We start from the raw sequence: 24,891 nt of genomic DNA on the forward strand, positions 1-24,891 counted from the left end.
GCTATGCCTACCCGTAAGCAACGCCGCATCGCGGCGTGGCTGACGGCCATGTGGCTTCTGCCCGCCGCCGCCCAGGCGGCGGATCTGACGCTGGAGCAGGCCCTGAGCGCCGCGCAGAACTATTCTGCGGCGCTTTCGGCCAACCGGCATCAGGTCAATGCGCTGAACAACATGGCTGACTCCGCCACCCAGCTTCCCGATCCCAAACTTCAGGTTGGGATCGAAAACCTGCCGCTTGGCGGCACCAACGCCCGGCGCATCACGCGCGACGGCATGACGATGCAGCGCATCGGCGTGATGCAGGAGTACGTCAGCAGCACCAAGCGCGAACGCAAGGCCGATACCCTGCGCGCGCAGGCGGCGCAAACCGCCGCCGCCACGGAAACCATCCGCACCCAGTTGCAGCGCGATACCGCACAGGCCTGGCTCGATCTGGCGCTGGCCCAACGCAGCATGGCGCAGGCGCAGAAGCTGGTCAGCGAAGGCGAACGGCAGATTGGCCTGCAAACCGCCGGCGTCGCCAACGGCAGCGCGCCCAGCAGCGTGCTGGACGCCCGCCTGACGCTGAGCGCCATGCGTGACAGCGTCAGCGACGCCGGGCGTGACGTGCAGGTGGCGCAGGCCCGTCTGATGCAGCTGACCGGCAAGAGCGACGTCAACGTCGCCGGCCCCCTGCCGCGCTATCAGCGCCTTCCTGCCGACATCGCGACGCTGCGGGAAGCCATCAGCGAGCACCCCGAAGTGTTGCAGGCGCGGCGTGAGTCCGACGTGGCGAAGGCGCGTTCTCAGCAAAGCGCCGTGGCGGCACTGCCCGATGTCGGGGTTGAGGTGTATTACGCCCGGCGCGGCGATGACTATGACGACATGGCCGGCGTGATGCTTACCGTCGATTTGCCGTTGTTCAAGTCACAACGTCAGGACAAAGACTACGCCGCCGATGTGGCCCGCAGCATGGAAACCAACGATCGCCTGACCCTGCTGGAGCGCGATCACCGGGCGCAGCTCGACACCCTGGTGGCGCAATATCAGGCAGCGCAGAGCCGCTGGCAGCGCCAGCAGCAGGAGATCCTGCCGTTGCTGAGCAAGAAAAACCGCCTGCTGGAGTCCCAGTACCGCGCCGGCACCAGCTCGCTGGCGGAAGTCATGAGCGGCCGCCGTGCCCTGCTGGAAAACGAGCTGACGTCCCTCAGCGCCGAACGGGATATGGCGCGCCTGTGGGCCGCAATCCGCTACCTCATTCCTCAGGAGTTACCACAATGAAAAAAAACCTCGCCCTGAGCGCGCTGGCCCTTGCCCTGCTGGCTGCGGGCTGGATCGGCTATCAGTGGGGGCAACGCAGCGCCGTTCATGACGTACCGCCTGCCGCTGCCGACGGGCAGCGCAAGGTGCTGTACTGGTACGATCCGATGGTGCCGGGCCAGCGTTTCGATAAACCGGGAAAATCGCCGTTTATGGACATGGAGCTGGTGCCCCGCTATGCCGACGAGGAGAGCAGCGACAGCGGCGTTACGATCAGCGCCCGCCAGCAGCAGAACCTGGGCATCAAAACCGCAGCGGCGGAGATGCGGACGTTATCGCAGAATCTGGCGGCTTACGGCACCGTCGCCGTGAATGAGCGTCTGCTGAAAACACTGTCATCACCCAGCGCCGGGGTGATTGAGCAACTGCGCGTAAAGGCGCCGCAGCAGGCAGTCCGTGCCGGAGAAACACTGGCGGTCATCTGGAATCCGACCTGGAGCGGCGCCCAGCAGGAATACCTCGGCGTGCGTCAGACCGGCGACGCGGCATTAACTCGCGCCGCACGGCAGCGTCTTGCCCTGTTATTTATGCCGGAGGACGTCATTCGCCGGGTGGAGCGCAGCGGCCAGGTTCAGCCCAGAATGGAAATCCGCGCCCCGCAGGAAGGTTATATTTCCAAACTTGAAGTCCGCGAAGGCCAGCAAATCACGCCCGCCCAGCCGTTGTTTGAGCTGGCCGCGCTCGATCAGGTCTGGGTCGTGATTGACTACCCGCAGTCTCAGGCCAACCGGATAAAAATCGGCGATCGCGTCACCGCCTCCGCCAACGCCCTGCCGGGCGTGACGTTCGACGGCACGGTAAGCGAGCTGTTGCCGGAACTGGACGCCACCACCCGCAATCTGCGGGCGCGCATCGTTCTGCAAAATCCGCAGCAACAGCTCAAACCCGGCATGTATCTCACCGTCAGCGCCGCCTCCCACCAGGCGCGCCGCGTGCTGAGCATACCCCGCCAGGCGCTGATTACCACCGGCGAGCACAGCCGGGTGCTGCTCAGCGACGGAAACGGCCACTTTACCCCGGTCAACGTACGTACCGGCGAAAGTCAGGGCGAGTGGACGGAAATTCTCGACGGATTGAAAGAAGGGCAGCAAGTGGTCACTTCCGGCCAGTTCCTGATCGACTCTGAGGCCAGCCTGCGCAATGCGCTGCCGCAGTTCTCCGGCGGGCAGGAAAAACCGCCGGCGGAAAAAGCCGCACAGCAACAATACAGCATAATGGGAACCCTGAAGGCGCAGGACGGCGAAACGCTCACCATCAGCCATGAACCCATTCCCGAGCTGAAATGGGGGAAAATGACGATGGACTTCACTCTGCCCGGCGGTAAGCTGCCAGCGGACGTGCAGCCCGGATCGCGCATCCATTTCAGCTTCACCATGGATGAAAACGGGATAGTGATTACCCACATCATGCCCGCAGGCAACGGCGCGCAAGGAGGCCATCCATGATCGCCGCCGTGATTCGCTGGTCCTTACGTAACCGCCTGCTGGTGTTGCTGGCAGCGGCGGGCCTGGCCCTGTGGGGGCTGTGGGCGGTACAGAAAGCGCCGCTGGACGCCCTGCCCGACCTTTCCGACACCCAGGTGATCATCCGCGTCAGCTACCCCGGCAAAGCGCCGCAGATCGTCGAGAATCTGGTCACTTATCCGTTGACGACCACCATGCTGTCGGTCCCCGGCGCGAAGACGGTGCGCGGTTTTTCAATGTTCGGCGACGCCTACGTCTATGTGTTGTTCGACGACGGCACCGACCCTTACTGGGCGCGCTCGCGCGTGCTGGAGTACCTCAGCCAGGTGCAGTCCAGCCTGCCGCCGGAGGCCAAAGCTTCACTGGGGCCGGATGCCACCGGCGTCGGCTGGGTATTCGAATATGCCCTGACGGATACCACCGGCAAATACAGCCTGGCGGATTTACGCGCCCTGCAGGACTGGACGCTGAAGTACGAGCTGAAAACCGTTCCCAACGTCTCTGAAGTCGCCAGCGTCGGCGGCATGGTGCGTCAGTATCAGGTGGTGTTGCAGCCGGAAAAAATGCGCGCGCTCAACGTCACCCACCAGCAGATTACCGCCGCCATCAAAGCCGCTAATCAGGAAGGCGGCGGCTCGGTGCTGGAATTGGGGGAAGCGGAGTATATGGTGCGCACCTCCGGCTATCTGCAATCGCTGAATGATTTCCGCAACGTGGTGGTCACGAGCCGCAACGGCGTACCGGTGATGCTGTCCGACGTCGCCGCCCTGCGCCTCGGGCCGGAAATGCGGCGCGGCATCGCGGAGCTGAACGGCGAAGGCGAAGTCGCTGGCGGCATTATCATCATGCGCTCCGGCAAAAACGCGCTGGAAACCATCGACGCGGTGAAAACCAAGCTGGCGCAGTTGCAGCACAGCCTGCCGCCGGGCGTGAATATCGTCACCACCTATGACCGTTCCCAGCTGATTGAAAACGCCATCGACACTCTGTCGTACAAGCTGCTGGAAGAATTTATCGTCGTCGCGGCAATCTGCGCGCTGTTCCTGTTTCACTTCCGCTCCGCCCTGGTGGCGATGATCAGCCTGCCGCTGGGCATCCTCGGCGCGTTCGTCATCATGCATTATCAGGGCGTGAACGCGAATATCATGTCGCTCGGCGGCATTGCCATCGCTATCGGCGCGATGGTCGACGCCGCCATCGTGATGATCGAAAACATGCATAAGGCGCTGGAGCAGTGGCGGCATGAACATCCGGGGCAGAAACCGCGCAGCGATGATTATTGGCGCGTGACGGAAAAGGCGGCGATTGAAGTCGGCCCGGCGCTGTTTTGCAGCCTGTTGATTATCACACTGTCGTTCATCCCGGTTTTTGCCCTGGAGGCGCAGGAAGGCAAGATGTTTTCCCCGCTGGCCTTCACCAAAACCTATGCCATGGCGGTCGCGGCCGGACTGGGCATTACGCTGGTGCCGGTGCTGATGGGGTATTTTATCCGCGGCAACATCCCGGATGAATCCGCCAACCCGCTCAACCGCTGGCTGATTGCGCTATATCACCCGCTGCTGGAGTGGGTGCTGGCGCGGCCGAAAACCACGCTCGCGATCTCCGCCCTGCTGCTGGCGCTGACGGCCTTCCCCCTCAGCCGGCTGGGCAGCGAATTCATGCCGCCGCTGGACGAGGGCGACCTGCTCTATATGCCATCCACCCTGCCCGGCATCTCGGCGCGCGAAGCAGGCCGGTTACTGCAACTGACCGATCGCCTGATCAAAACCGTGCCGGAGGTGGAGACGGTATTCGGTAAAGCCGGACGGGCGGAAACCGCCACCGATCCCGCACCGCTGACCATGCTGGAAACCACCATCCGCTTTAAACCGCATGACCAGTGGCGGCCGGGCATGACGATGGACAAGCTGATTGCCGAACTGGACGCCAGGGTTCAGGTTCCCGGCATCGCCAACGTCTGGGTACCGCCGATACGCAACCGGCTCGACATGCTGTCGACCGGGATCAAAAGCCCGGTGGGCATCAAGGTTAACGGTAACGATCTTGCCCAAATCGAGCCGGTGGCCGAACAGATCGAACGGGTGGTGAAACAGGTGCCCGGCGTCACCTCCGCACTGGCCGAACGCATGAGCGGCGGCCGTTACGTCGATATCGACATCAAACGCGACGCCGCGGCCCGCTACGGCGTCACCGTACAGGAGTTGCAGTCAGTCGTCGCAACATTGGTGGGCGGAGAAAACATCGGCGAAACCATCGAAGGCCGCCAGCGCTTCCCCATCAATATTCGTTATCCGCGCGAGCTGCGTGATACGCCGGAAAAACTGCGCGCCCTGCCGATCGTCACCGCCTCCGGCGCGCAGGTAACGCTGGGCGATCTGGCGACCGTACGCATCAGCGAGGGCGCGCCGATGCTGAAAAGCGAAAATGCACGTCTGTCCGACTGGATTTACGTCGACCTGCGCGGGCGCGATCTGAAATCAGCTGTCGAAGAGATGCAGCAGGCGGTAAGCCAGCAGGTAAAACTGCCGGAAGGCGTGTCGTTGAGCTGGTCCGGGCAGTTTGAATATCTGGAACGCGCCAGCGCGCGGCTGACGCTGGTTCTGCCGCTGACGTTGATCATTATCTTCGTCCTGCTGTACGTCACCTTCGGCAAAATCCGCGACGCCCTGCTGATTATGGGCACCTTGCCTTTCGCCCTGATCGGCGGCGTGTGGCTGCTTTACCTTCTGGGGTATAACCTGTCGGTGGCCGGCGCGGTCGGCTTTATTGCCCTGGCCGGGGTTTCTGCCGAGTTCGGGGTCGTTATGCTGCTGTATCTTAACCACGCGGTGGAGAAACGACAGAAAGACGGCGCGCCCTTGTCATACGGGCACATGCTGGATGCCCTGCGTGAAGGTGCGGTACTGCGCGTGCGGCCCAAGGTGATGACGGTAGCGACCATCATGGCCGGCCTGCTGCCTATCATGTGGGGCGGCGGCACCGGCTCTGAAGTGATGCAGCGCATCGCGGCGCCGATGATCGGCGGCATGATCACGGCGCCGCTGCTGTCGATGCTGGTGATTCCGGCGGTCTATCTGTTGCTGCATCCGGCGAAGAAATAAGGCATTCCGGGCGTTCCGCGCCCGGTTTTCCGGCGGTCAGTATTCTGGTTTACTCCGAGTTTATGTCCGGGGGGTTCCGCTTGCCGCGTTTGAGGTCTACGCTTACAGCGTAAGTGAAGCCGTTAAGGCCTGCCCGCAGGTCTGAAAACGACACGCCAAACAACACGCAAAAGGAACAATTCTCATGTTTATGCGCAAGGTTCTCCCTGTTTTCGCCGGGCTGCTGCTGGCCGGCAGCGTTTTTGCCGCCGACACCGCCACGAAGGCGCCTTCGGAAAAACAGCTGGCCCAGCAACAGAAAATGACCGACTGCAACAAACAAGCTACGGCTAAGTCGCTGAAAGGCGACGAGCGTAAAACCTTTATGGGTAGCTGCCTGAAAGCCGGCAGTCATTCCGGCGAAGCCCTGACCCCGCAGCAGCAAAAAATGAAAAGCTGTAACACGCAAGCGGCCGGGAAAGATCTGAAAGGCGACGCGCGTAAAACCTTTATGAGCACCTGCCTGAAAAAAAGCTAAGCGCCGTTTCACCTTCTCTTCGCGGGAAAGCACACGCTTTCCCGCTCATTATGCATATCCAGTCGTCAATAAATTGTCTATGTTTATTCTCATGTTTGTTATTGCCGCGCCTCACGTCACGGCAGTATAATGATAATAGTTATCATTTAAAAAGTTAAACAAAGGAGTTTAGCCATGGCTGTAACGAAGCTGGTACTGGTAAGACACGGTGAGAGTGAGTGGAACAAAGAGAACCGCTTCACCGGCTGGACGGACGTTGAGCTTTCCGACAAAGGACGCACCGAAGCAAAATCCGCGGGCAAACTGCTTAAAGCCGAAGGTTTCTCTTTCGACTTCGCGTATACCTCGGTCCTGAAGCGCGCTATCCATACGCTGTGGTTCGCACTGGACGAGCTGGATCAACAATGGTTGCCGGTGGAGAAATCCTGGAAACTGAACGAACGTCACTACGGCGCGTTACAGGGACTGAACAAAGCGGAAACCGCGCAAAAATACGGCGACGACCAGGTTAAGCTGTGGCGCCGCGGCTTTGCCGTCACGCCGCCGGAGCTGACGAAGGACGACGAGCGTTATCCGGGGCACGACCCGCGCTATGCCAAACTGAGCGAAAAAGAGCTGCCGGTTACCGAAAGCCTAGCGACCACCATCGACCGCGTGATCCCTTACTGGAACGACGTGATCAAGCCGCGTATCGCCAGCGGTGAACGCGTGATTATCGCCGCACACGGCAACTCGCTGCGCGCCCTGGTGAAGTACCTCGATAATCTGAATGAAGAAGAAATCCTCGAACTGAATATCCCGACCGGCGTGCCGTTGGTTTACGAGTTCGACGAAAAGATGAACCCGATCAAACACTACTACCTGGGCAATGCGGACGAAATCGCCGCCAAAGCCGCGGCGGTCGCCAATCAGGGCAAAGCCAAATAACCTTTCCGGCCCCGGCGACGGGGCCTCTCTCCTGCTTTTCTTTCCCCCGCGGCTTGCCGGATTGCCGGTTCAGCAACTATTACTTAATAGATACCGTTTACCGACACGGCATGCGCCGGCAGGTCAATGCCGCTACGCAGCCCTTTTCTCCCAAGGAGGTTGCTCATGATTCTTCCCGCAGTCCGGCGTAGCGCGCTGTTACTGGGCGGTTTACTGCTCAGCGCATCGTCACTGGCTATGGATACCAGCGTTATTTTAGTTAATCCGACCGGTATTTCCGTCCTGGACGGCCAGGCCCGCTATCAGGACGCGCAGGGCAAGTGGCACGACGCCGGTTCTGTCAATCAGCCGGACAATAGGTTACCGACCCACGGGCGCAAGCTGAACAACATCAGAATGGACGACAACGCGGTCAGCGACGTTCGCCTGCAACCGATCCGCGCGACCAGCCGCCAGGTGCGCCCCTATGTGATCCTGACCTCCACCCGGGTAAACGGGCAGACCTATTAAACGCAAAAGACCGGGCATACCGGCCCGGTCTTTTCGCTGACGCCGCATCACATTCAGGCGTTACGCGCTTTTACCGCCGCCGCTAACTGGCGCAGCAACGTTTCCGTATCCTGCCAGCCGATGCAGGCGTCGGTCACGCTCTTGCCATAAACCAGCGCTTCGCCGCTTTCCAGGCTCTGATTGCCTTCAACCAGGTTGCTTTCAATCATGACGCCCATGATGCTCTTTTCGCCGGTAGCAAGCTGACGGCACACGTCCGTACCCACGTCCATCTGCTTTTTAAACTGCTTGCTGCTGTTGGCGTGGCTGAAGTCAATCATCACCAGCTCCGGCAGACCGGCTTTTTTCAGCCCTTCCTTCACCGCCTGCACGTGCTCGGCGCTGTAGTTCGGCTCTTTACCGCCGCGCAGGATGATATGGCAATCGCTGTTACCACTGGTATTCACGATGGCCGAATGCCCCCACTTGGTCACAGACAGGAAGCAGTGCGGCGCGCTGGCGGCATTGATCGCATCAATGGCGACCTTGATCGTGCCGTCAGTACCGTTTTTAAAGCCGACCGGGCAGGAAAGGCCGGATGACAGCTCGCGGTGTACCTGGGATTCGGTCGTGCGCGCGCCGATGGCGCCCCAGCTCATCAGGTCCGCCACGTACTGCGGGGTGATCATGTCGAGGAATTCCCCGGCGGTCGGCATGCCGCTGTCGTTGATTTCCAGCAGCAAGCTACGGGCGATGCGCAGGCCGTCATTGATCTGGTAACTATTATCCATATGCGGATCGTTGATCAGCCCTTTCCAGCCCACGGTGGTGCGGGGTTTTTCAAAATAAACCCGCATCACGATCTCCAGTTCGCCGTTCAGCTCTTCGCGCAGCGCAAGTAAACGTTGCGCATACTCTTTGGCTGCGGCGGGATCGTGAATAGAGCACGGGCCGACGATCACTAACAGGCGATCGTCCTGATCGTGCAATATCCGGTGAATAGCGCGACGCGCCAGCGACACCGTATCCGCCGCCTGCTCGCTTGCGGGAAACTTCTCTAACAGCGCAACCGGCGGCAGGAGTTCCTTGATTTCTTTAATGCGTAAGTCGTCGTTCAGGTAATTCATAGCTTGTCCAATGGTGCCTTTCGGTAAAACTCAAGTCTTTCAATCTATCCCGACAATGGCTGACTTGTAAACGTAACTTTGCACTCAGATTTTTATGTCTGCCTGAACACCCTGAGTTATAAACCAAAAAAGTTAACGGCCAGAGAAAGGAGTTATCTGACAGGGTCGCCGTTGCCCCGCGTCAGGAGTAAACTGAAAGAAATCTTCTATGGATCGCAACGTATGCCCGAACACACCCATGCTTCTCCCGCAACGCATGACGGCAACAGCCGGCGCTTAGTGCTGGCTTTTGTCGTCACCGCCCTGTTCATGATTGCCGAAGTGGCCGGCGGGATCATATCCGGTTCGCTGGCGCTGCTGGCCGATGCCGGCCATATGCTGACCGACGCCGCCGCCCTGCTGGTCGCGATTCTGGCGGTGCGCTTCGCCCGGCGCGATCCTACGGCTCAGCACTCTTTCGGCTATCTGCGTTTAACGACGCTGGCGGCGTTCGTCAATGCGGCTGCGCTGATGGTGATCGTCGTTATTATCGTCTGGGAGGCGATACGCCGCTTTTTGGCGCCGGCGCCGGTAATGGGTCCGACAATGCTGGCCGTCGCCGTAGCCGGGCTGCTGGCGAACCTGCTGGCGTTCTGGCTGCTGCATCACGGTTCGGAAGAGAAAAACATCAACGTCCGCGCCGCCGCCCTGCATGTCCTGGGCGATTTGCTCGGCTCCGTCGGCGCGATTGCGGCGGCCATCGTCATCATGTGGACCGGCTGGACGCCCATCGACCCGATTCTTTCCGTGCTGGTTTCCTGCCTGGTGCTGCGCAGCGCCTGGCGTTTGCTGAAAGAGAGCACCAATGAGCTGCTGGAAGGCACGCCGCTGGGCATAGACAGCGTGAAGCTGCAAAAGGCGCTGTGCCGCGAGTTTCCGGAAGTGCGCAACGTGCATCATGTACACATCTGGCAGATAGGCGAACAGCGCCTGATGACGCTGCACGTGCACGTTATTCCGCCGCACGACCACGACGCGCTGCTAGACCGGCTGCAACACTATCTGGAAGAGCATTACCATATCGGGCACGCCACCATTCAGATGGAGTATCAAGGCTGCGAAGAGCCGGATTGCGACCTGACGCACCACGCCGCGCAATCAGCGGGACACGCGCATCATCATCATTGAGAAAGCATCACTAAAAAACGCCCCGTGATACGGGGCGTTTTTATCAGGACGCAGAGGAAAACGGACGGGAACCGTTCTTTCTGGCGCTTTTAATCCAAAGCCAGGAGCCGTTCAGCGCAATGGCCGTCAGGATCAGGTATTCCAGCGCCATGGCGTAGACGCCCTGAATCGCGAAAATCACCACGCTGATCACGTCCACTACCACCCACAGCAGCCAGTTCTCAACGTATTTACGCGTCATCAGGACCATTGCCACAATCGACAACACCATCATGGCGGAATCCCAGAACGGGAAGGCATCCGGTTGCAGCGCCGGCATGGTGACCTGCATCCCCATCCCCTGCATTAAATCAACGCACACCCGGGTCAGGAAGGCGAATACCGTATCGATATGGAAAGTCATCAGCAACAGGCCGGCCAGAGAGGCCACGCCCCACGCCAGCGCGCCGGACGCGCTCAGCCAGCGGATTTTAAGCTCGGCCTGGTTGCCGTCTGTGGTGCGGCTCCAGGCATACCAACCGTAGATGTTGGCGGCAAAGAAAAACACCTGTAGCAGCAGGCTGGCATACAGCTGGATCTGAAAAAAGATCACCGCGAACAGCGTGACGTTGATCAGGCCGAACAGATAGTTGACGATCTTCTCTTTGCTGGCGAACCAGATGCACAGCAGGCCGAACAGCGTACCGATGGCTTCAATCCATGAAAGATCGTAACCCCCCTCGCCCAGCGGGATGTGAACCAGAATATTGCCCGTACTGAAGAAATCCATCGTTACCTCGCGTTACGGAAATCAGGCATTACCTTTTACCCGCAGCTTCAGTTCGGCGGCAAAATCCAGCATCCGGTTCAGCGGAATCAGCGCTTTTTCGCGCACGCCGTCGTCTACGTGGATCTCATGCTGACTGCCGCCCTGCTCCAGCCCTTCGGCAATCGCTTTCAGGCCGTTCATCGCCATCCAGGGGCAGTGAGCGCAACTGCGGCAGGTAGCGCCTTCCCCGGCGGTAGGCGCTTCCAGCAACTCTTTGTCCGGGCATGCCTGCTGCATCTTGTAGAAAATGCCGCGATCGGTAGCCACGATCATCTGCGGGTTGGGCAACGTACGGGCCGCCTGAATCAGCTGGCTGGTTGATCCCACTGCATCGGCCAGCTCCACCACGCTGTGCGGCGATTCCGGATGCACCAGCACCGCAGCCTGCGGGTACAGCGCTTTCATGGCGGCAAGCGACTGGGTCTTGAATTCGTCGTGGACGATGCAGGCGCCCTGCCAGCACAGTATGTCCGCGCCGGTCTGCTTCTGCACGTAGCTGCCGAGATGGCGGTCCGGCGCCCAGATAATTTTTTCGCCCAGGCTGTCGAGGTGTTCAATCAGCTCTACCGCGATGCTGGAAGTCACAACCCAGTCGGCGCGAGCTTTTACCGCCGCCGAGGTGTTGGCGTACACCACCACGGTGCGATCGGGATGGGCATCGCAAAACGCCGAAAACTCAGCCTCAGGGCAGCCCAAATCCAGGGAACATTCGGCCTGCAGGGTCGGCATCAGCACCTGCTTCTCCGGGCTGAGGATTTTGGCGGTTTCGCCCATAAAGCGCACGCCGGCCACCAACAGGGTTTGCGCCGGGTGGTCGCGCCCAAAGCGGGCCATCTCCAGCGAATCCGCCACGCAGCCGCCGGTTTCTTCCGCCAGCGCCTGAATTTCCGGATCGGTGTAGTAATGCGCCACCAGCACCGCATTGCGTTGCTTCAGCAGCGTTTTGATTTTTTCACGATAGAAACGTTTTTCATCTGGAACCAATGAAGCCGGTTTCGGCGGAAACGGATATACCGCAGCATTCGGGTCAAACATCGCGTTATCCCTCACTTCCCGTGGAGATGGATCGTTCGCTGAGTATACCGCAATTCACTGGTGAAGCGACCACTTAATAGTCATTTTGTTTTATATACTAAACATGGAGGTAATCGAAAGCATGAAAAGCAATCGCATTGATACATTGAAGCAAGTAAGGAACTTTATGAGTACAGGGAAATGATTGTGGGTCGTACAGGATGACTCGGCTTCGCCTCGCCCTACGGGCCGTTGCTGCGCAACGTTATCCTTCACTTTGTTGCCCCATCATCTGCATCAAATGATGGTGGGTCGTGCAGGATTCGAACCTGCGACCAATTGATTAAAAGTCAACTGCTCTACCAACTGAGCTAACGACCCGCAGAAATAGCTTAAGCGGAGACGTTTCCTGAATGGTGGGTCGTGCAGGATTCGAACCTGCGACCAATTGATTAAAAGTCAACTGCTCTACCAACTGAGCTAACGACCCATAACCAGGAAACAAAACAGAAAAACCGGACAGTGAGTGAGATGAAGACAAACACTGAGAATGGTGGGTCGTGCAGGATGACTCGGCTTCGCCTCGCCCTACGGGCCGTTGCTGCGCAACGTTATCCTTCACTTAGCTACCCCATCATCTGTATCAAATGATGGTGGGTCGTGCAGGATTCGAACCTGCGACCAATTGATTAAAAGTCAACTGCTCTACCAACTGAGCTAACGACCCGCACACGCGGTTATTACTGTTACTTCAAGATGGCGTATTGTGCAGGATGACTCGGCTTCGCCTCGCCCTACGGGCCGTTGCTGTGCAACGTTATCCTTCACTTAGCTACTCCATCACCTGTATCAGATGATGGTGGGTCGTGCAGGATTCGAACCTGCGACCAATTGATTAAAAGTCAACTGCTCTACCAACTGAGCTAACGACCCATCTTGAAGCAATGCCGCAATCAATCTGTTCAGATTGTTTCGGCAACGGCGGCATATATTACCGATTTATCATTTCAGCGCAACCAAAAAATCCCGGAAGATGTTCAATTGATTGCACTTCGTACGACACGGCGCAGAAACGAACAGCTATCTTCCGCGCCGGGAGGAAAAAAGATTACTGTAACGCGGTGATGCGTTTTTGCGCCTGTTTGGCGGAATCCGTATTCGGATACTGTTTCACCACCTGCTGGAAAACGGCCTTCGCTTTATCTTTTTGCCCTTTTTCCTGCATGATCACGCCAACTTTATACATCGCTTCCGATGCTTTCGGCGACTTCGGGTAATTTTTCACCACGACCGCAAAGTAATAGGCGGCATCATCTTTTTTACCCTTGTTGTAAAAAAGCTGGCCCAGCCAGTAATTCGCATTCGGCTGATAGGTGGAATCAGGATATTGCTTCACAAACGCCTGAAAAGCGGTAATCGCCTGATCATACTGCTTCTGTTCCAGCACCAGGGAGACCGCTTTGTTGTAATCGGTGTTCGCATCGCTGCCGCTGGTGGTTTGGTTACCGGCCGCTGCCGCATTGCCCGCCGCAGCAGGCGCAGATGCCGCAGCTCCGGCGTCAGATGACGTCGCTGCCGCCGCAGAACCACCCTGAGACTGGCCGCTGCTCAGGCTGTCGATCTGCTGATAAATCTGTTTCTGGCGCTCGACGATCTGGCTCAGTTGGTACTGATTTTCCTGAATCTGTCCGCGCAACGTATCAATATCACGCTGGTTGTCGGAGAGTTGCTGCTGAAGTTGGGTCAATACCTGCCCCTGCGCGTTGGTAATACGCTCCAGAGAGGTCACGCGGTCTTCAACCGACGCTGATGCGGCCAGCGGGACTGCGACGCCAACCAGCAACGCCAGACCCAAAAAACGATGTCTGAAATTACTGCTCATGCTTTACCTGCTTTACTTTATCCGTTATATCCGGGCTGCGCCGGCAGGCGCAACCCGGGATCTTCAGATATCTGAGAGATTAGTAAACCAGTACCGCACGACGGTTTTTCGCATAAGCGGCTTCGTCGTGGCCCAGTACGGCCGGCTTCTCTTTACCGTAAGATACGATGGAGATCTGATCGGCACCCACGCCTTTACCCTGCAGGTACATCTTCACCGCATTGGCACGACGCTCGCCCAGCGCGATGTTGTATTCCGGCGTACCGCGCTCATCCGCATGGCCTTCAACGGTGACTTTGTAGGACGGGTTGTTACGCAGGAAGGTTGCATGCGCATCCAGCAACTGAGCGTAGTCAGAAGAGATGTCATACTTGTCCAGACCAAAGTAAACGATGTTGTTTCTTTGCAGTTCCTGCATCTGCAGACGCGCCTGCTCTTCAGAAGAGAGGTTGCTGCTGCCGCTTTCCATACCGTTGCCGTTCATCATTCCGTTACCGGATTGATCGCCGTTGCTCGCGTTTTTGTTTGAACTACAGGCTGCGACGGCCATAATCGGCAGCGCCAGCATCAGCCCCTTCAGCACTTTGTTCAGTTGCATTTCTTGTTCCTTTAACATTTAAATTTGTTATGGATTATTACAGATACGGCGACCAGGCAGGGAATTTAACCTGACCATCAGTAGCCGGAAGACGCGCTTTGAAACGCCCGTCGGTCGAAACTAACTGCAACACGGACCCCATACCCTGAGTAGAGCTGTAGATCACCATGGTGCCATTGGGTGCGATACTCGGCGTTTCATCCAGGAAGGTATCCGTCAAAACCTGAACGGCCCCAGAACCCAGATCCTGTTTGGCGATATGCTGCGCACCGTTGTTCGTCCCGACCATAACAAGGAACTTGCCGTCGGTACTGACATCGGAGTCCTGATTCTGAGAGCCTTCCCAGGTCAGGCGCTGCGGCGTGCCGCCATTAATACTGACTTTATAAATCTGCGGGCGACCACCCTGGTCTGAGGTGAATGCCAGATTCTGGCTATCCGGGAACCATGTCGGTTCGGTGTTGTTGTTACGTCCGTCCGTGATTTGACGGATCTGGCCGGAACCGAGGTCCATCACATACAGATTCAAACTACCGGTTTTAGACAGCGCAAACGCCAGTTTGCTGCCGTCGGGGGAAAAGGCCGGCGCCCCGTTATGACGCGGGAAAGAAGCGACCTGGCGGATAGCGCCGTTGGACAGCGTCTGGATAACCAGCGCTGATTTGCCGCTTTCAAAGGTAACGTAAGCCAGCTTGCTGCCGTCCGGCGACCAGGCCGGGGACATCAGCGGCTGAGGTGAACGATGCACCACGAACTGGTTGTAGCCGTCATAGTCGGCAACGCGCAGCTCATACGGGAACTGACCGCCGTTAGTCTGCACCACGTAGGCGATACGGGTACGGAACGCGCCCTTAACCCCGGTCAGTTTCTCAAAGACTTCGTCGCTGGCGGTATGCGCTGCATAACGCAGCCACTGCTTGGTTACTTTGTACTGGCCCTGCGACATCACCGTGGCGGCGCTGCCGGAGGTATCAAGCATCTGATAGGAGACCACATACTGGCCATCAGCGCTGGGCTGAACCTGACCGATCACCACGTTGCTGATGCCCAGCGCGCTCCAGGCTGTCGGTGTAACTTCGGCCACGGTCGTCGGTTGTTGCGGCATACGGGCTACGTCGATCGGGTTGAATTTGCCGCTGTTGCGCAAATCCGCACCGACGATGCCGCCGATATCTTCAGGCGCAGCGCCCGGCCCCATCCACTTGAACGGCACAACGCCGATCGGACGGGCGGAGTCTACACCCTGGGTAATAACAATACGGACCTCGGCGTGGAGCACGCTCGCCCACAGAATAAAAAGGCCCATCACTAAACGAAACGCCTGCTTCATCATATCTCCCTTATCAGGCCCCGATGGCCGCGATAATTAGCAGAATTTTAACAAACCAACGCCCACAAGACCACATCTTACCTAACGCAGCAATCACATGATTCTGAAACAGGTTTGCTGCGCTTTGATAAACTTCATGTACTTAATTAGGTTTAAAGTCAATTGGTGCATTTTTAAACACCTGATAGACCGCATCACTGGGCGGTTTAGGGATTCTTGCCTGTCGTGCAGCAGTAATAGCTGCCTGACATAACGCAGGATCACCGCCTTCAGCTTTAACATCGATTAAGAGACCATCAGGAGCCAGCTTGATACGTAATGTGCACACTTTTCCGCTATAGCTGCTCGAATCGTAGAACTTGCTCTGTATTGCGGCCGTTACTTGCTGAAGATATCCACTGACTTCAGCACCAGAAGCACCACTGACTTTGTTATTTCCTTGCCCTGCGGCACCTTGCTTATTCGATGTCCCCTTAGCACCTTCCCCGCCCCCAGCCTTCGGCGCATTTTTATCCGATGCCAGCCCGCCAAACAGATCGTCTACATCACTCTTCTGTTTAGCCGCTGCGGCTGCGGCCGCTTTTTTCTCATCAGCCGCTGCTTTCTTCGCTGCGGCAGCATCTGCGGCCTTCTTGGCCTCGTCCGCGGCTTTCTTCTTCGCGGCTTCCGCTGCGGCAGCCTGCTGTTTTTTGGCTTCTTCCGCCTGTTTCTTCGCTTCCGCCGCGGCCTTCTCCGCCTCAGCTTTCGCTTTGGCCGCCGCCGCTTCCGCCTGTTTTTGCTGTTCCTGCGCTGCCTTGGCCGCTTCCTGTGCCGCCTTCTGCTGTTCCGCTAACTTTTTGGCGTCTTCCTGCGCTTTCTTCTGCTGCTCGGCGGCTTCTTTTTTCGCCGCTTCCTGCGCCTGCAAACGCTCTTTCTCCAACTGCTTCAGGCGCTGCTGCTCGGCAGCCTGTTTTTGCTGCAGTTCTTCAGCCTGTTGCCGGGCCTGCTTTTGGCGCAGTTGTTCCGCCCGCGCCGCGTCGGATTTTTGCTGCTGCTGGCGATTGTATTGCTGCACCATGGCGTTCGGATCAACCATTACGGCGTCGATGGAGGAACCACCGCCCCCGCCGCCGCCCGCGCTCATGGGGGCATCCTGCATTATCGACCCCCATATCAACAGCGCAATCAATACGATGTGCAATATGACGGAAACAATTACAGAACGGTTCAGCTTGTCGTCTTGCTCAGTTGCATTTACCACAATACGCTTCCAGGGGACCTGCAGTGACTAAACATCCGCTATATAACGGCTATCTTTAAAATTTTTTCCGGCCAAATGCAACACGCAGCCCGTTTCAGGCTGCATGTGCGGTGAAGGGCGCGCCGGTGTGCGCCTCATCAGATCGGCTGGGTCATCAGCCCAACGGACGTAACGCCGGCCTGATGTAACAAATTCAGCGCCTTGATGATTTCATCATAAGGGACATCCTTCGCTCCACCGATCAAAAATACGGTTTTCGGATTTGCCTTGAGTCGCGCCTGCGCTTCCGCGACAACCTGCTCCGATGGCAACTGCTCCATGCGATTGTGATCCGCCACGACCGCATATTGCCCAATGCCGGAAACCTCAACAATCACCGGCGGATTATCTTCGGAACTGACGGTCTTGGACTCCGTGGCGTCCGGAAGGTCAACCTCCACGCTCTGCGTGATGATCGGCGCGGTCGCCATAAAAATCAGCAACAGCACCAGCAGCACGTCGAGCAGCGGAACGATGTTGATTTCCGACTTCAGCTCGCGCCGGTTACGTAATCTTGCCATGCTAACCCCCTGACTTATTTGTTCTCGGTAGCAAAGGCCTGACGGTGCAGAATCGCGATGAACTCTTCCATGAAGTTAGCGTAGTTCTGTTCCAGCTTGCTCACACGCAGGTTAAGGCGGTTATAGGCCATAACAGCGGGGATCGCGGCAAACAGACCGATTGCCGTGGCGATCAGCGCTTCGGCGATACCCGGCGCCACCATTTGCAGGGTCGCCTGCTTCACCGCGCCCAGCGCGATAAAGGCGTGCATGATCCCCCAGACGGTACCAAACAGGCCGATATACGGGCTGATGGAGCCGACGGTGCCGAGGAACGGAATGTGGTTTTCCAGCCCTTCCACTTCGCGGTTAAGGGAAATGCGCATAGCGCGGGACGCCCCTTCAATCACGCCCTCGGAAGCATGGCTGTTCATCCGGTGCAGGCGGGCGAACTCTTTAAAGCCAGAATGGAAAATCTGTTCAGAACCCGTCAGGCTGTCACGGCGGGCCTGGCTTTCCTGATACAGGCGGGACAGTTCGATGCCGGACCAGAATTTATCTTCAAAAGCTTCCGCGTCACGGGTTGCGGCATTCAGAATACGCGTACGCTGAATGATGATGGCCCAGGAGGCGACGGAAAAGCAGATCAAAATCAGCATGATCAGCTTCACCAGCAGGCTCGCCTTCAAAAATAAATCAAGGATATTCATGTCAGTCACTGCTTAAACTCCGCGACAATAGACTTAGGAAGCGCAATCGGCTTCATTTGGTTTAAATCGATGCATGCAATCAACACCTCGGCTTCGCTGAGGACTTTCCCCTGCGAATCAACGATGCATTGTGCAAACGTGAGAGAAGCCCCTCGCATCGCGGTGATCTCGGTGCGCACCTCCAGCAGGTCATCAAGACGGGCCGGAGATATGTACTCAACCGTCATGCGGCGGACAGCAAAAGCGACATGCTCACTCAGCAATTGTTGCTGATTAAAATTATGTTGGCGCAGCATCTCTGTGCGCGCTCTTTCGTAAAAAGCGACGTATCGAGCGTGATAAACCACGCCGCCGGCGTCCGTATCTTCGTAGTAAATACGTACCGGCCATCGGAATAGCATCTTACTCACTTCACATCCCGGGAATACAAATTAACGCGGAATACTATACGCAAGAGAATTGGGGTTGGGAATGGGAGAGTAAGATGAGAACGAAAATAATTATGGCTCCCGAACAGAGCCATAACTATTTTGAATAACGGCTGAACATTCTTGACATTACTTGAGATTTCTCGCCGTAATCCTACCCGGGTGCAACTATCACCCGCGGTCAGCGAAAAAAGTAAATCAGCCCTGCCGCCAGAATCGGCAACGCGGGCAGCGGCAGGAAGAATAACCGCCAGATGCTGCGCTGGGGGCGAAACCCGACGCCGAAGACCACGCCGGCGCAGACCGCCCACATGATCAGGATGCCGTGCCAGATTTCCAGCTGGCTGGTTTTCGCCGCGAAGCGGGACGGGTCCCAGAACACACAGAATGCCAGCACCAGGGCCAGCACCAGTGAAAGAGCCCGCAAGGGGCTCTTGTCCGTTACCGCATACAGCTTATCGATCAACCCCATTACTTGGCGTCTTTCGCTGCAGCTTTTGCTTCGTTGTTCTCAATCGTCATCGCGGTGATGATGGCGAAAAAGCAGGCCAGAAGCGTTCCTAAAATCCAGGCAAAATACCACATGCTCGATGCTCCTTAGTCAGCCTATTAGTACAACGAATGCGTGTTGTTTTCGATGAAGTTTTTGTCCAGACGGCCGTACATCTTGTAGAAACACCAGGCGGTGTAGGCCAGTACAATCGGAACAAAAATAATCGCAACAATGGTCATCACCTGCAGCGTCAGCAGGCTGGACGTCGCATCCCACATGGTCAGACTCATGTTCGGGTTGGTGATGGAAGGCATCACGAACGGGAACATGGTTACGCCGGCAGTCAGGATCACGCACGCGATGGTCAGCGAGGAGAACACGAACGCCCACGCGCCGCGGCCCAAACGGGAACACAGGATCGTCAGCAACGGCAGCACCACGCCCAGCGCAGGCAGAGCCCACAGGATCGGCGCGTCGTTGAAGTTGATCAGCCAAGCGCCGGCCTGATGAGCCACTTCTTTGTGCAGCGGGTTAGACTCAGCCGCATGATCCAGCACGGAGGTCAGTACGTAACCGTCGATGCCCATCACCAGCCAAACGCCGGCCAGCAGGAACGCCACGGCCATGACCAACGCGCCAATCTGCGAGGCGGCGCGGGTGCGCAGCAGCAGCTCGCCAGAGGTCTTCATCTGCAGGTAGGTCGCACCCTGAACAATCAGCATGGTCAGACTGACGATACCGGCCAACAACGCAAACGGGTTGAGCAGTTGGAAGAAGTTGCCGGTGTAGAACAGACGCAGGTACTCATCCATGTGGAACGGTACGCCCTGCAGCAGGTTGCCGAATGCCACGCCGAATACCAGCGCCGGCACGAAGCTCCCGATGAAGATGCCCCAGTCCCACATGCCGCGCCAGCGCGGATCTTCAATCTTGGAACGGTAGTCAAAACCGACCGGACGGAAGAACAACGCGGCCAGCACCAGCACCATCGCCACATAGAAACCGGAAAACGCAGCGGCGTAAACCATCGGCCAGGCAGCAAACAGCGCGCCGCCGGCGGTGATCAGCCAAACCTGGTTGCCGTCCCAGTGCGGCGCAATGGCGTTCACCATAATGCGGCGCTCGGTATCGGTCTTACCGATGATGCGGGAGAGGATACCTACCCCCATATCGAATCCGTCGGTAATCGCAAACCCAATCAGCAACACGCCGACCAGCAGCCACCATACAAATCGCAATACTTCATAATCAAACATAGCGTGGACTCCTGTTTACCGTGCTTCCTGAGCAACCGCACCCGGCTGTTCAAAGTGATAACGGCCTGTCTTCATGCTGCTGGGTCCCAGACGCGCATACTTGAACATCAGATACATTTCCGCCACCAGGAACAGCGTGTACAGACCGCAGATCAGAATGATGGAGAACAGCAGATCGCCGGTGGTCAGCGACGAGTTCGCAACCCCCGTAGGTAGCACTTCACCAATCGCCCACGGCTGACGGCCGTATTCTGCCACGAACCAACCACATTCACTGGCGATCCACGGTAACGGAATACCTACCAACGCCAGACGATGCAGCCAGCGCTTCTCACCGACGGTACCGCGGACAGTGCTCCAGAAGGCGGCAGCGATGATCAGCAGAATCAGGAAGCCACAGGCAACCATGATGCGGAACGAGAAGTACAGCGGAGCAACTTTAGGAATAGAATCTTTGGTCGCTTGCTCGATCTGTGCTTCCGTCGCTTTGGCCGGGTTATCGATATAGCGCTTGAGCAGCATACCGTAGCCCAGATCCTGTTTGCTCTGGTTAAAGGCTTCACGCACGCTCGGATCGGTGTTGCCGGTACGCAGTTCCTGCAGCAGTTCGTAGGCCTTCATCCCGTTGCGGATACGCACCTGGTGCTGAGCCATCAGATCTTTCAGGCCCACGACAGGCTGATCGATAGAACGGGTGGCAATCAAACCCAGCGCGAAAGGAATGCGGATGGCGTAGGCGTTTTCCATCTTATCCTGATCCGGAATACCGATCAGGGTAAAGGCAGCCGGTGCCGGCTGGGTTTCCCACTCCGCTTCAATCGCGGCCAGTTTGGTTTTCTGCACGTCGCCCATTTCATAACCGGATTCGTCACCCAGTACGATAACGGACAGCGACGCCGCCAGACCGAAGGCCGCCGCAATGGCGAACGAACGCTTGGCGAAGGCAAAATCACGGCCTTTCAGCAGGTAGTAAGAACTGATGCCCAGAATGAACATCGCGCCCGTTACATAGCCCGCGGAAACAGTGTGAACGAATTTCACCTGTGCAACCGGGTTCAGGACCAGCTCGGCAAAGCTGACCATCTCCATACGCATGGTTTCGAAATTGAAATCAGAGGCGATGGGGTTCTGCATCCAGCCGTTGGCGACGAGGATCCACAGTGCCGACAGGTTGGAACCCAGAGCCACCAGCCATGTCACAACCATGTGCTGTACTTTGCCCAGACGATCCCAGCCGAAGAAAAACAGGCCGACAAAGGTGGATTCGAGGAAGAATGCCATCAGACCTTCGATGGCCAGCGGCGCACCGAAAATGTCTCCGACGTAGTGTGAATAGTATGACCAGTTAGTACCGAACTGGAACTCCATGGTCAGACCGGTGGCGACCCCCAGGGCGAAGTTGATACCAAACAACTTACCCCAGAACTTGGTCATATCTTTGTAGACTTGTTTGCCCGTCAGGACGTACGTCGTCTCCATGATTGCCAGCAAAAACGCCATCCCGAGCGTTAATGGGACAAACAGGAAGTGATACATCGCCGTTAAAGCAAACTGTAACCGTGACAGTTCGACTATATCTAACATCTTGACTCCTTGCTCCTCGCAGGAAGACTCCGACTTGCGGCAACCCGGTTTTCCTGGCGTATCCCTCGTGCTTCACACCTCGGCCTGAAACGCGCCGGATACGGAAAACCCTATAACTACCAGCAGTGAATGCCCTGAAATTACAAACAATATTGGAATCCAACCCCACCTTTCGTCAGCGATTTTCCTTATAGCTGTACCGCTGGCTTACCTCGTCTACTTCCCTTGAAGCATAGCCCAGAAAACCTTCTTAACGAAAAACCGAGGAGAGATAACAAATATAACAATTACAACAACCCGATATTACAGACTGTTAAATAGTACCGCTCTATTCCCACATAATAAATAGGCTTTTATGTGATAAAGATTGAATTTCTGTCTTTAGGTCAACAAATAATCAGAAAGAGGCACTAAGCAGAAATTGATCCAACGCAAGATTATCAAATTTGACATTTTATCACACTAGATCAATCACATTTTTACAGTAAATTCATTGGGATATGTTAATCAAAAGTTTCATTTTAACCACTAAATGAATTTATTGTTAAATATTTGTTTTAATCAGACCTGAAAGGGCTTCCGGGTAATAAATTCCATGATGTAAGGCGAAAATAAGCAGGGCAAACAATAGTCACCGATGTGAATTAATCACTTATTTTATTTCCGGGCTTATTTAAACCACTTTTTCATTTTCTTATTCAGTTATTGTGATTACTCAATAATTCTTACCAAAATAAAAAAGGCCATCCGAAGATGGCCAACATGTCGAGAAACTTAAATTCAGCTAAATGGTTTAACGCAATACGGATTTCACGGCGTTGCCGATTTCCGCCAGGCTGCGCACCGTTTTAACGCCGGCAGCTTCCAGAGCGGCAAACTTCTCATCCGCAGTGCCTTTACCGCCGGCAATAATTGCCCCGGCATGGCCCATACGCTTACCTTTCGGCGCAGTAACGCCCGCGATATAGCCTACCACCGGCTTGGTGACGTGCTCTTTGATGTAGGCCGCGGCGTCTTCTTCCGCATTACCGCCGATTTCACCAATCATCACGATAACTTCAGTCTGCGGATCTTCCTGAAACAGTTTCAGGATATCAATGAAGTTGGAGCCCGGAATCGGGTCGCCGCCGATGCCCACGCAGCTGGACTGGCCGAAGCCGGCGTCCGTCGTCTGCTTCACCGCTTCATAGGTCAGCGTGCCGGAGCGGGAAACGATGCCCACTTTGCCCGGCTGGTGAATGTGGCCCGGCATGATGCCGATTTTGCATTCGCCCGGCGTGATCACGCCCGGGCAGTTCGGCCCGATCATGCGCGCGTCGCTTTGCTCCAGCTTGGCTTTCACCACCAGCATATCCAGGGTCGGGATGCCTTCAGTGATACAGATGATCAGCTTGATGCCTGCATCAATGGCTTCCAGGATCGAGTCTTTACAGAACGGCGCCGGAACGTAAATCACAGACGCCGTTGCGCCGGTGGCTTGCACCGCTTCGCGCACGGTGTTGAATACCGGCAGGCCCAGGTGCTCAGTGCCGCCTTTGCCCGGCGTTACGCCGCCGACCAGTTTGGTGCCGTAGGCCAGCGCCTGCTCGGAGTGGAACGTGCCCTGACTGCCGGTGAAGCCCTGGCAGATCACTTTGGTATCTTTATTGATTAAAATGGACATTATTTCCCCTCCACAGCCGCTACGACCTGCTGGGCCGCATCTGTCAGGCTGGTTGCTGCAATGATGTTCAGACCGCTGTCAGCCAGTTTTTTGGCGCCCAGCTCAGCGTTGTTGCCTTCAAGACGCACCACCACCGGTACGTGCACGCCGACTTCCGCCACCGCGCCGATGATACCGTCGGCGATCAGGTCACAACGCACGATGCCGCCGAAAATGTTGACCAGCACCGCTTTGACTTTGTCATCGGAGAGGATGATTTTGAACGCTTCGGTAACGCGCTCTTTGGTCGCGCCACCGCCAACGTCCAGGAAGTTGGCCGGAGAACCGCCGTGCAGCTTGACGATGTCCATAGTGCCCATCGCCAGGCCGGCGCCGTTGACCATGCAGCCGATGTTGCCGTCCAGCGCCACGTAGTTCAGCTCCCACTGAGCCGCATGCGCTTCACGCGGATCTTCCTGGCTCGGGTCGCGCATTTCACGCAGTTCAGCCTGGCGGAACAAGGCGTTGCCGTCAGCGCCCAGTTTGCCGTCGAGGCAGATCAGATCGCCCTGCGTGGTGATCACCAGCGGGTTAATTTCTACCAGCGCCAGATCGCGCTCCAGGAACAGTTGCGCCAGTCCCATGAAAATCTTGGTGAACTGGTTAACCTGCTTGCCGGTCAGACCCAGTTTGAACGCCAGCTCGCGGCCCTGATACGGCTGCGGACCGGTCAGCGGGTCCAGCGCGGTTTTGTGGATCAGGTGCGGGGTTTCTTCCGCCACTTTTTCGATTTCCACGCCGCCTTCGGTGGAGGCCATGAATACTACGCGACGGGTGCCACGATCGAGCACCGCGCCCAGATACAGCTCTTTACCAATATCCGTTGCGCCTTCCACCAGGATTTGGTGTACCGGCTGCCCCTGCGCGTCCGTTTGATAAGTGACCAGGCGTTTACCCAACCAGTTTTCGGCAAAAGCGCGGATGTCTTCTTTGGTGTTTACCAGCTTCACGCCGCCTGCTTTACCGCGGCCGCCGGCGTGCACCTGGCACTTCACCACCCACGGGCCGCCGCCGATCTTCGACGCAGCCTCTTCCGCTTCACGCGGCGTGGTGCAGGCATAACCGACCGGTACCGGCAGGCCATACCGAGCAAATAATTGTTTTGCCTGATATTCGTGTAAATTCATGATGTTCTATCCATATATAAGTCTGAAGCCACTTCAGCACTGTCTTTTTTTGGATACGGCCCGCCGCAGGGCGGGTCAATGCATAGCGAT

General features: G+C 57.0%; 23 protein-coding genes and 4 tRNA genes. 7 read left to right on the forward strand and 20 right to left on the reverse strand.

What is annotated here, in order from left to right:
• The first annotated feature begins 3 nt into the window (after positions 1-3).
• From C8D90_RS16600 to C8D90_RS16625, 6 genes are all read left to right on the forward strand, one after another.
• Entirely contained in the window at positions 4-1,260 is a 1,257-nt protein-coding gene (locus C8D90_RS16600) for a TolC family protein (RefSeq protein ID WP_115459587.1), read from the forward strand.
• Positions 1,257-2,744, forward strand: a complete 1,488-nt coding sequence (locus C8D90_RS16605; protein WP_115459588.1) for an efflux RND transporter periplasmic adaptor subunit — start codon at positions 1,257-1,259, stop codon at positions 2,742-2,744. Before C8D90_RS16600 ends, C8D90_RS16605 begins: the two co-directional genes overlap by 4 nt.
• The gene (locus tag C8D90_RS16610) at positions 2,741-5,863 is read left to right on the forward strand and encodes an efflux RND transporter permease subunit (protein WP_115459589.1); all 3,123 of its coding nucleotides are present in this window, start codon (positions 2,741-2,743) and stop codon (positions 5,861-5,863) included. Before C8D90_RS16605 ends, C8D90_RS16610 begins: the two co-directional genes overlap by 4 nt.
• A gap of 184 nt (positions 5,864-6,047) precedes the next feature.
• Complete coding sequence (locus tag C8D90_RS16615) at positions 6,048-6,380, forward strand: PsiF family protein (protein WP_115459590.1); 333 nt, start codon at positions 6,048-6,050, stop codon at positions 6,378-6,380.
• Between the two features lie 174 nt (positions 6,381-6,554).
• Complete coding sequence (gene gpmA / locus C8D90_RS16620) at positions 6,555-7,307, forward strand: 2,3-diphosphoglycerate-dependent phosphoglycerate mutase (protein WP_115459591.1); 753 nt, start codon at positions 6,555-6,557, stop codon at positions 7,305-7,307.
• Between the two features lie 165 nt (positions 7,308-7,472).
• A complete protein-coding gene (locus C8D90_RS16625) occupies positions 7,473-7,817 on the forward strand; it encodes a hypothetical protein (protein WP_115459592.1) in 345 nt (114 codons plus the stop codon).
• A gap of 53 nt (positions 7,818-7,870) precedes the next feature.
• On the opposite strand, the gene aroG is transcribed toward C8D90_RS16625, so the two are convergent.
• Entirely contained in the window at positions 7,871-8,923 is a 1,053-nt protein-coding gene (gene aroG / locus C8D90_RS16630; RefSeq protein WP_115459593.1) for a 3-deoxy-7-phosphoheptulonate synthase AroG, read from the reverse strand.
• A gap of 222 nt (positions 8,924-9,145) precedes the next feature.
• Here aroG and zitB point away from each other — a divergent pair, with 222 nt between their 5' ends.
• Complete coding sequence (gene zitB / locus C8D90_RS16635) at positions 9,146-10,090, forward strand: CDF family zinc transporter ZitB (RefSeq protein WP_115459594.1); 945 nt, start codon at positions 9,146-9,148, stop codon at positions 10,088-10,090.
• A 43-nt stretch (positions 10,091-10,133) separates the two neighbouring features.
• Here zitB and pnuC read toward each other — a convergent pair whose 3' ends face one another.
• From pnuC to sucC, 19 genes are all read right to left on the reverse strand, one after another.
• On the reverse strand, positions 10,134-10,859 hold the full coding sequence (pnuC, locus tag C8D90_RS16640; RefSeq protein ID WP_115459595.1) for a nicotinamide riboside transporter PnuC: 726 nt from the start codon (positions 10,857-10,859) through the stop codon (positions 10,134-10,136).
• 21 nt (positions 10,860-10,880) lie between these two features.
• Positions 10,881-11,933 (reverse strand): quinolinate synthase NadA, encoded by a 1,053-nt coding sequence (gene nadA / locus C8D90_RS16645; RefSeq protein WP_115459596.1) that lies wholly within the window; start codon positions 11,931-11,933, stop codon positions 10,881-10,883.
• A 284-nt stretch (positions 11,934-12,217) separates the two neighbouring features.
• Positions 12,218-12,293 (reverse strand) — tRNA-Lys (locus tag C8D90_RS16650).
• A 33-nt stretch (positions 12,294-12,326) separates the two neighbouring features.
• A tRNA-Lys gene (locus C8D90_RS16655) sits at positions 12,327-12,402 on the reverse strand.
• 161 nt (positions 12,403-12,563) lie between these two features.
• Positions 12,564-12,639, reverse strand: a tRNA-Lys gene (locus C8D90_RS16660).
• 130 nt (positions 12,640-12,769) lie between these two features.
• Positions 12,770-12,845 (reverse strand) — tRNA-Lys (locus tag C8D90_RS16665).
• A 175-nt stretch (positions 12,846-13,020) separates the two neighbouring features.
• A complete protein-coding gene (gene cpoB, locus C8D90_RS16670) occupies positions 13,021-13,794 on the reverse strand; it encodes a cell division protein CpoB (RefSeq protein ID WP_115459597.1) in 774 nt (257 codons plus the stop codon).
• Positions 13,795-13,873: 79 nt separating this feature from the next.
• On the reverse strand, positions 13,874-14,392 hold the full coding sequence (pal, locus tag C8D90_RS16675; RefSeq protein WP_115459598.1) for a peptidoglycan-associated lipoprotein Pal: 519 nt from the start codon (positions 14,390-14,392) through the stop codon (positions 13,874-13,876).
• Between the two features lie 37 nt (positions 14,393-14,429).
• Positions 14,430-15,722 (reverse strand): Tol-Pal system beta propeller repeat protein TolB, encoded by a 1,293-nt coding sequence (gene tolB / locus C8D90_RS16680; protein WP_115459599.1) that lies wholly within the window; start codon positions 15,720-15,722, stop codon positions 14,430-14,432.
• A 142-nt stretch (positions 15,723-15,864) separates the two neighbouring features.
• Complete coding sequence (tolA, locus tag C8D90_RS16685) at positions 15,865-16,962, reverse strand: cell envelope integrity protein TolA (protein WP_115459600.1); 1,098 nt, start codon at positions 16,960-16,962, stop codon at positions 15,865-15,867.
• A 137-nt stretch (positions 16,963-17,099) separates the two neighbouring features.
• A complete protein-coding gene (gene tolR / locus C8D90_RS16690; protein ID WP_115459601.1) occupies positions 17,100-17,522 on the reverse strand; it encodes a colicin uptake protein TolR in 423 nt (140 codons plus the stop codon).
• A gap of 14 nt (positions 17,523-17,536) precedes the next feature.
• The gene (gene tolQ, locus C8D90_RS16695; RefSeq protein WP_115459602.1) at positions 17,537-18,220 is read right to left on the reverse strand and encodes a Tol-Pal system protein TolQ; all 684 of its coding nucleotides are present in this window, start codon (positions 18,218-18,220) and stop codon (positions 17,537-17,539) included.
• Entirely contained in the window at positions 18,217-18,621 is a 405-nt protein-coding gene (gene ybgC, locus C8D90_RS16700) for a tol-pal system-associated acyl-CoA thioesterase (protein ID WP_115459603.1), read from the reverse strand. The genes tolQ and ybgC overlap by 4 nt, the downstream gene beginning before the upstream one ends.
• A gap of 199 nt (positions 18,622-18,820) precedes the next feature.
• Complete coding sequence (gene ybgE, locus C8D90_RS16705; protein ID WP_115459604.1) at positions 18,821-19,111, reverse strand: cyd operon protein YbgE; 291 nt, start codon at positions 19,109-19,111, stop codon at positions 18,821-18,823.
• Complete coding sequence (gene cydX / locus C8D90_RS16710) at positions 19,111-19,224, reverse strand: cytochrome bd-I oxidase subunit CydX (RefSeq protein ID WP_115459605.1); 114 nt, start codon at positions 19,222-19,224, stop codon at positions 19,111-19,113. Before cydX ends, ybgE begins: the two co-directional genes overlap by 1 nt.
• Before the next feature lie 24 nt (positions 19,225-19,248).
• Positions 19,249-20,388, reverse strand: a complete 1,140-nt coding sequence (gene cydB / locus C8D90_RS16715; RefSeq protein ID WP_115459606.1) for a cytochrome d ubiquinol oxidase subunit II — start codon at positions 20,386-20,388, stop codon at positions 19,249-19,251.
• 15 nt (positions 20,389-20,403) lie between these two features.
• On the reverse strand, positions 20,404-21,972 hold the full coding sequence (gene cydA, locus C8D90_RS16720) for a cytochrome ubiquinol oxidase subunit I (RefSeq protein ID WP_115459607.1): 1,569 nt from the start codon (positions 21,970-21,972) through the stop codon (positions 20,404-20,406).
• 793 nt (positions 21,973-22,765) lie between these two features.
• Positions 22,766-23,635 carry a succinate--CoA ligase subunit alpha gene (sucD, locus tag C8D90_RS16725; RefSeq protein WP_115459608.1) on the reverse strand — a complete coding sequence of 290 codons (870 nt, stop codon included), beginning with the start codon at positions 23,633-23,635 and terminating at the stop codon, positions 22,766-22,768.
• Positions 23,635-24,801: an ADP-forming succinate--CoA ligase subunit beta gene (gene sucC / locus C8D90_RS16730; protein ID WP_115459609.1), complete on the reverse strand. Its 1,167-nt coding sequence runs from the start codon at positions 24,799-24,801 to the stop codon at positions 23,635-23,637. Before sucC ends, sucD begins: the two co-directional genes overlap by 1 nt.
• Positions 24,802-24,891: the final 90 nt, after the last annotated feature.

The sequence above is a fragment of the Enterobacillus tribolii genome (assembly GCF_003363015.1).
In the GTDB taxonomy this organism is placed as follows: Bacteria; Pseudomonadota; Gammaproteobacteria; order Enterobacterales; family Enterobacteriaceae; genus Enterobacillus; species Enterobacillus tribolii.

Bases quoted from the DNA above. Each gene is read 5' to 3' on its own strand.
- C8D90_RS16625 (WP_115459592.1), top strand. From the start codon at position 7,473: ATGATTCTTCCCGCAGTCCGGCGTAGCGCGCTGTTACTGGGCGGTTTA.
- tolB (WP_115459599.1), bottom strand. From the start codon at position 15,722: ATGAAGCAGGCGTTTCGTTTAGTGATGGGCCTTTTTATTCTGTGGGCG.
- aroG (WP_115459593.1), bottom strand. From the start codon at position 8,923: ATGAATTACCTGAACGACGACTTACGCATTAAAGAAATCAAGGAACTC.
- cydA (WP_115459607.1), bottom strand. From the start codon at position 21,972: ATGTTAGATATAGTCGAACTGTCACGGTTACAGTTTGCTTTAACGGCG.
- C8D90_RS16615 (WP_115459590.1), top strand. From the start codon at position 6,048: ATGTTTATGCGCAAGGTTCTCCCTGTTTTCGCCGGGCTGCTGCTGGCC.
- pnuC (WP_115459595.1), bottom strand. From the start codon at position 10,859: ATGGATTTCTTCAGTACGGGCAATATTCTGGTTCACATCCCGCTGGGC.
- sucC (WP_115459609.1), bottom strand. From the start codon at position 24,801: ATGAATTTACACGAATATCAGGCAAAACAATTATTTGCTCGGTATGGC.
- tolR (WP_115459601.1), bottom strand. From the start codon at position 17,522: ATGGCAAGATTACGTAACCGGCGCGAGCTGAAGTCGGAAATCAACATC.
- gpmA (WP_115459591.1), top strand. From the start codon at position 6,555: ATGGCTGTAACGAAGCTGGTACTGGTAAGACACGGTGAGAGTGAGTGG.
- sucD (WP_115459608.1), bottom strand. From the start codon at position 23,635: ATGTCCATTTTAATCAATAAAGATACCAAAGTGATCTGCCAGGGCTTC.
- cydX (WP_115459605.1), bottom strand. From the start codon at position 19,224: ATGTGGTATTTTGCCTGGATTTTAGGAACGCTTCTGGCCTGCTTTTTC.
- C8D90_RS16605 (WP_115459588.1), top strand. From the start codon at position 1,257: ATGAAAAAAAACCTCGCCCTGAGCGCGCTGGCCCTTGCCCTGCTGGCT.
- cydB (WP_115459606.1), bottom strand. From the start codon at position 20,388: ATGTTTGATTATGAAGTATTGCGATTTGTATGGTGGCTGCTGGTCGGC.
- C8D90_RS16610 (WP_115459589.1), top strand. From the start codon at position 2,741: ATGATCGCCGCCGTGATTCGCTGGTCCTTACGTAACCGCCTGCTGGTG.
- nadA (WP_115459596.1), bottom strand. From the start codon at position 11,933: ATGTTTGACCCGAATGCTGCGGTATATCCGTTTCCGCCGAAACCGGCT.
- zitB (WP_115459594.1), top strand. From the start codon at position 9,146: ATGCCCGAACACACCCATGCTTCTCCCGCAACGCATGACGGCAACAGC.
- pal (WP_115459598.1), bottom strand. From the start codon at position 14,392: ATGCAACTGAACAAAGTGCTGAAGGGGCTGATGCTGGCGCTGCCGATT.
- ybgE (WP_115459604.1), bottom strand. From the start codon at position 19,111: ATGGGGTTGATCGATAAGCTGTATGCGGTAACGGACAAGAGCCCCTTG.
- C8D90_RS16600 (WP_115459587.1), top strand. From the start codon at position 4: ATGCCTACCCGTAAGCAACGCCGCATCGCGGCGTGGCTGACGGCCATG.
- cpoB (WP_115459597.1), bottom strand. From the start codon at position 13,794: ATGAGCAGTAATTTCAGACATCGTTTTTTGGGTCTGGCGTTGCTGGTT.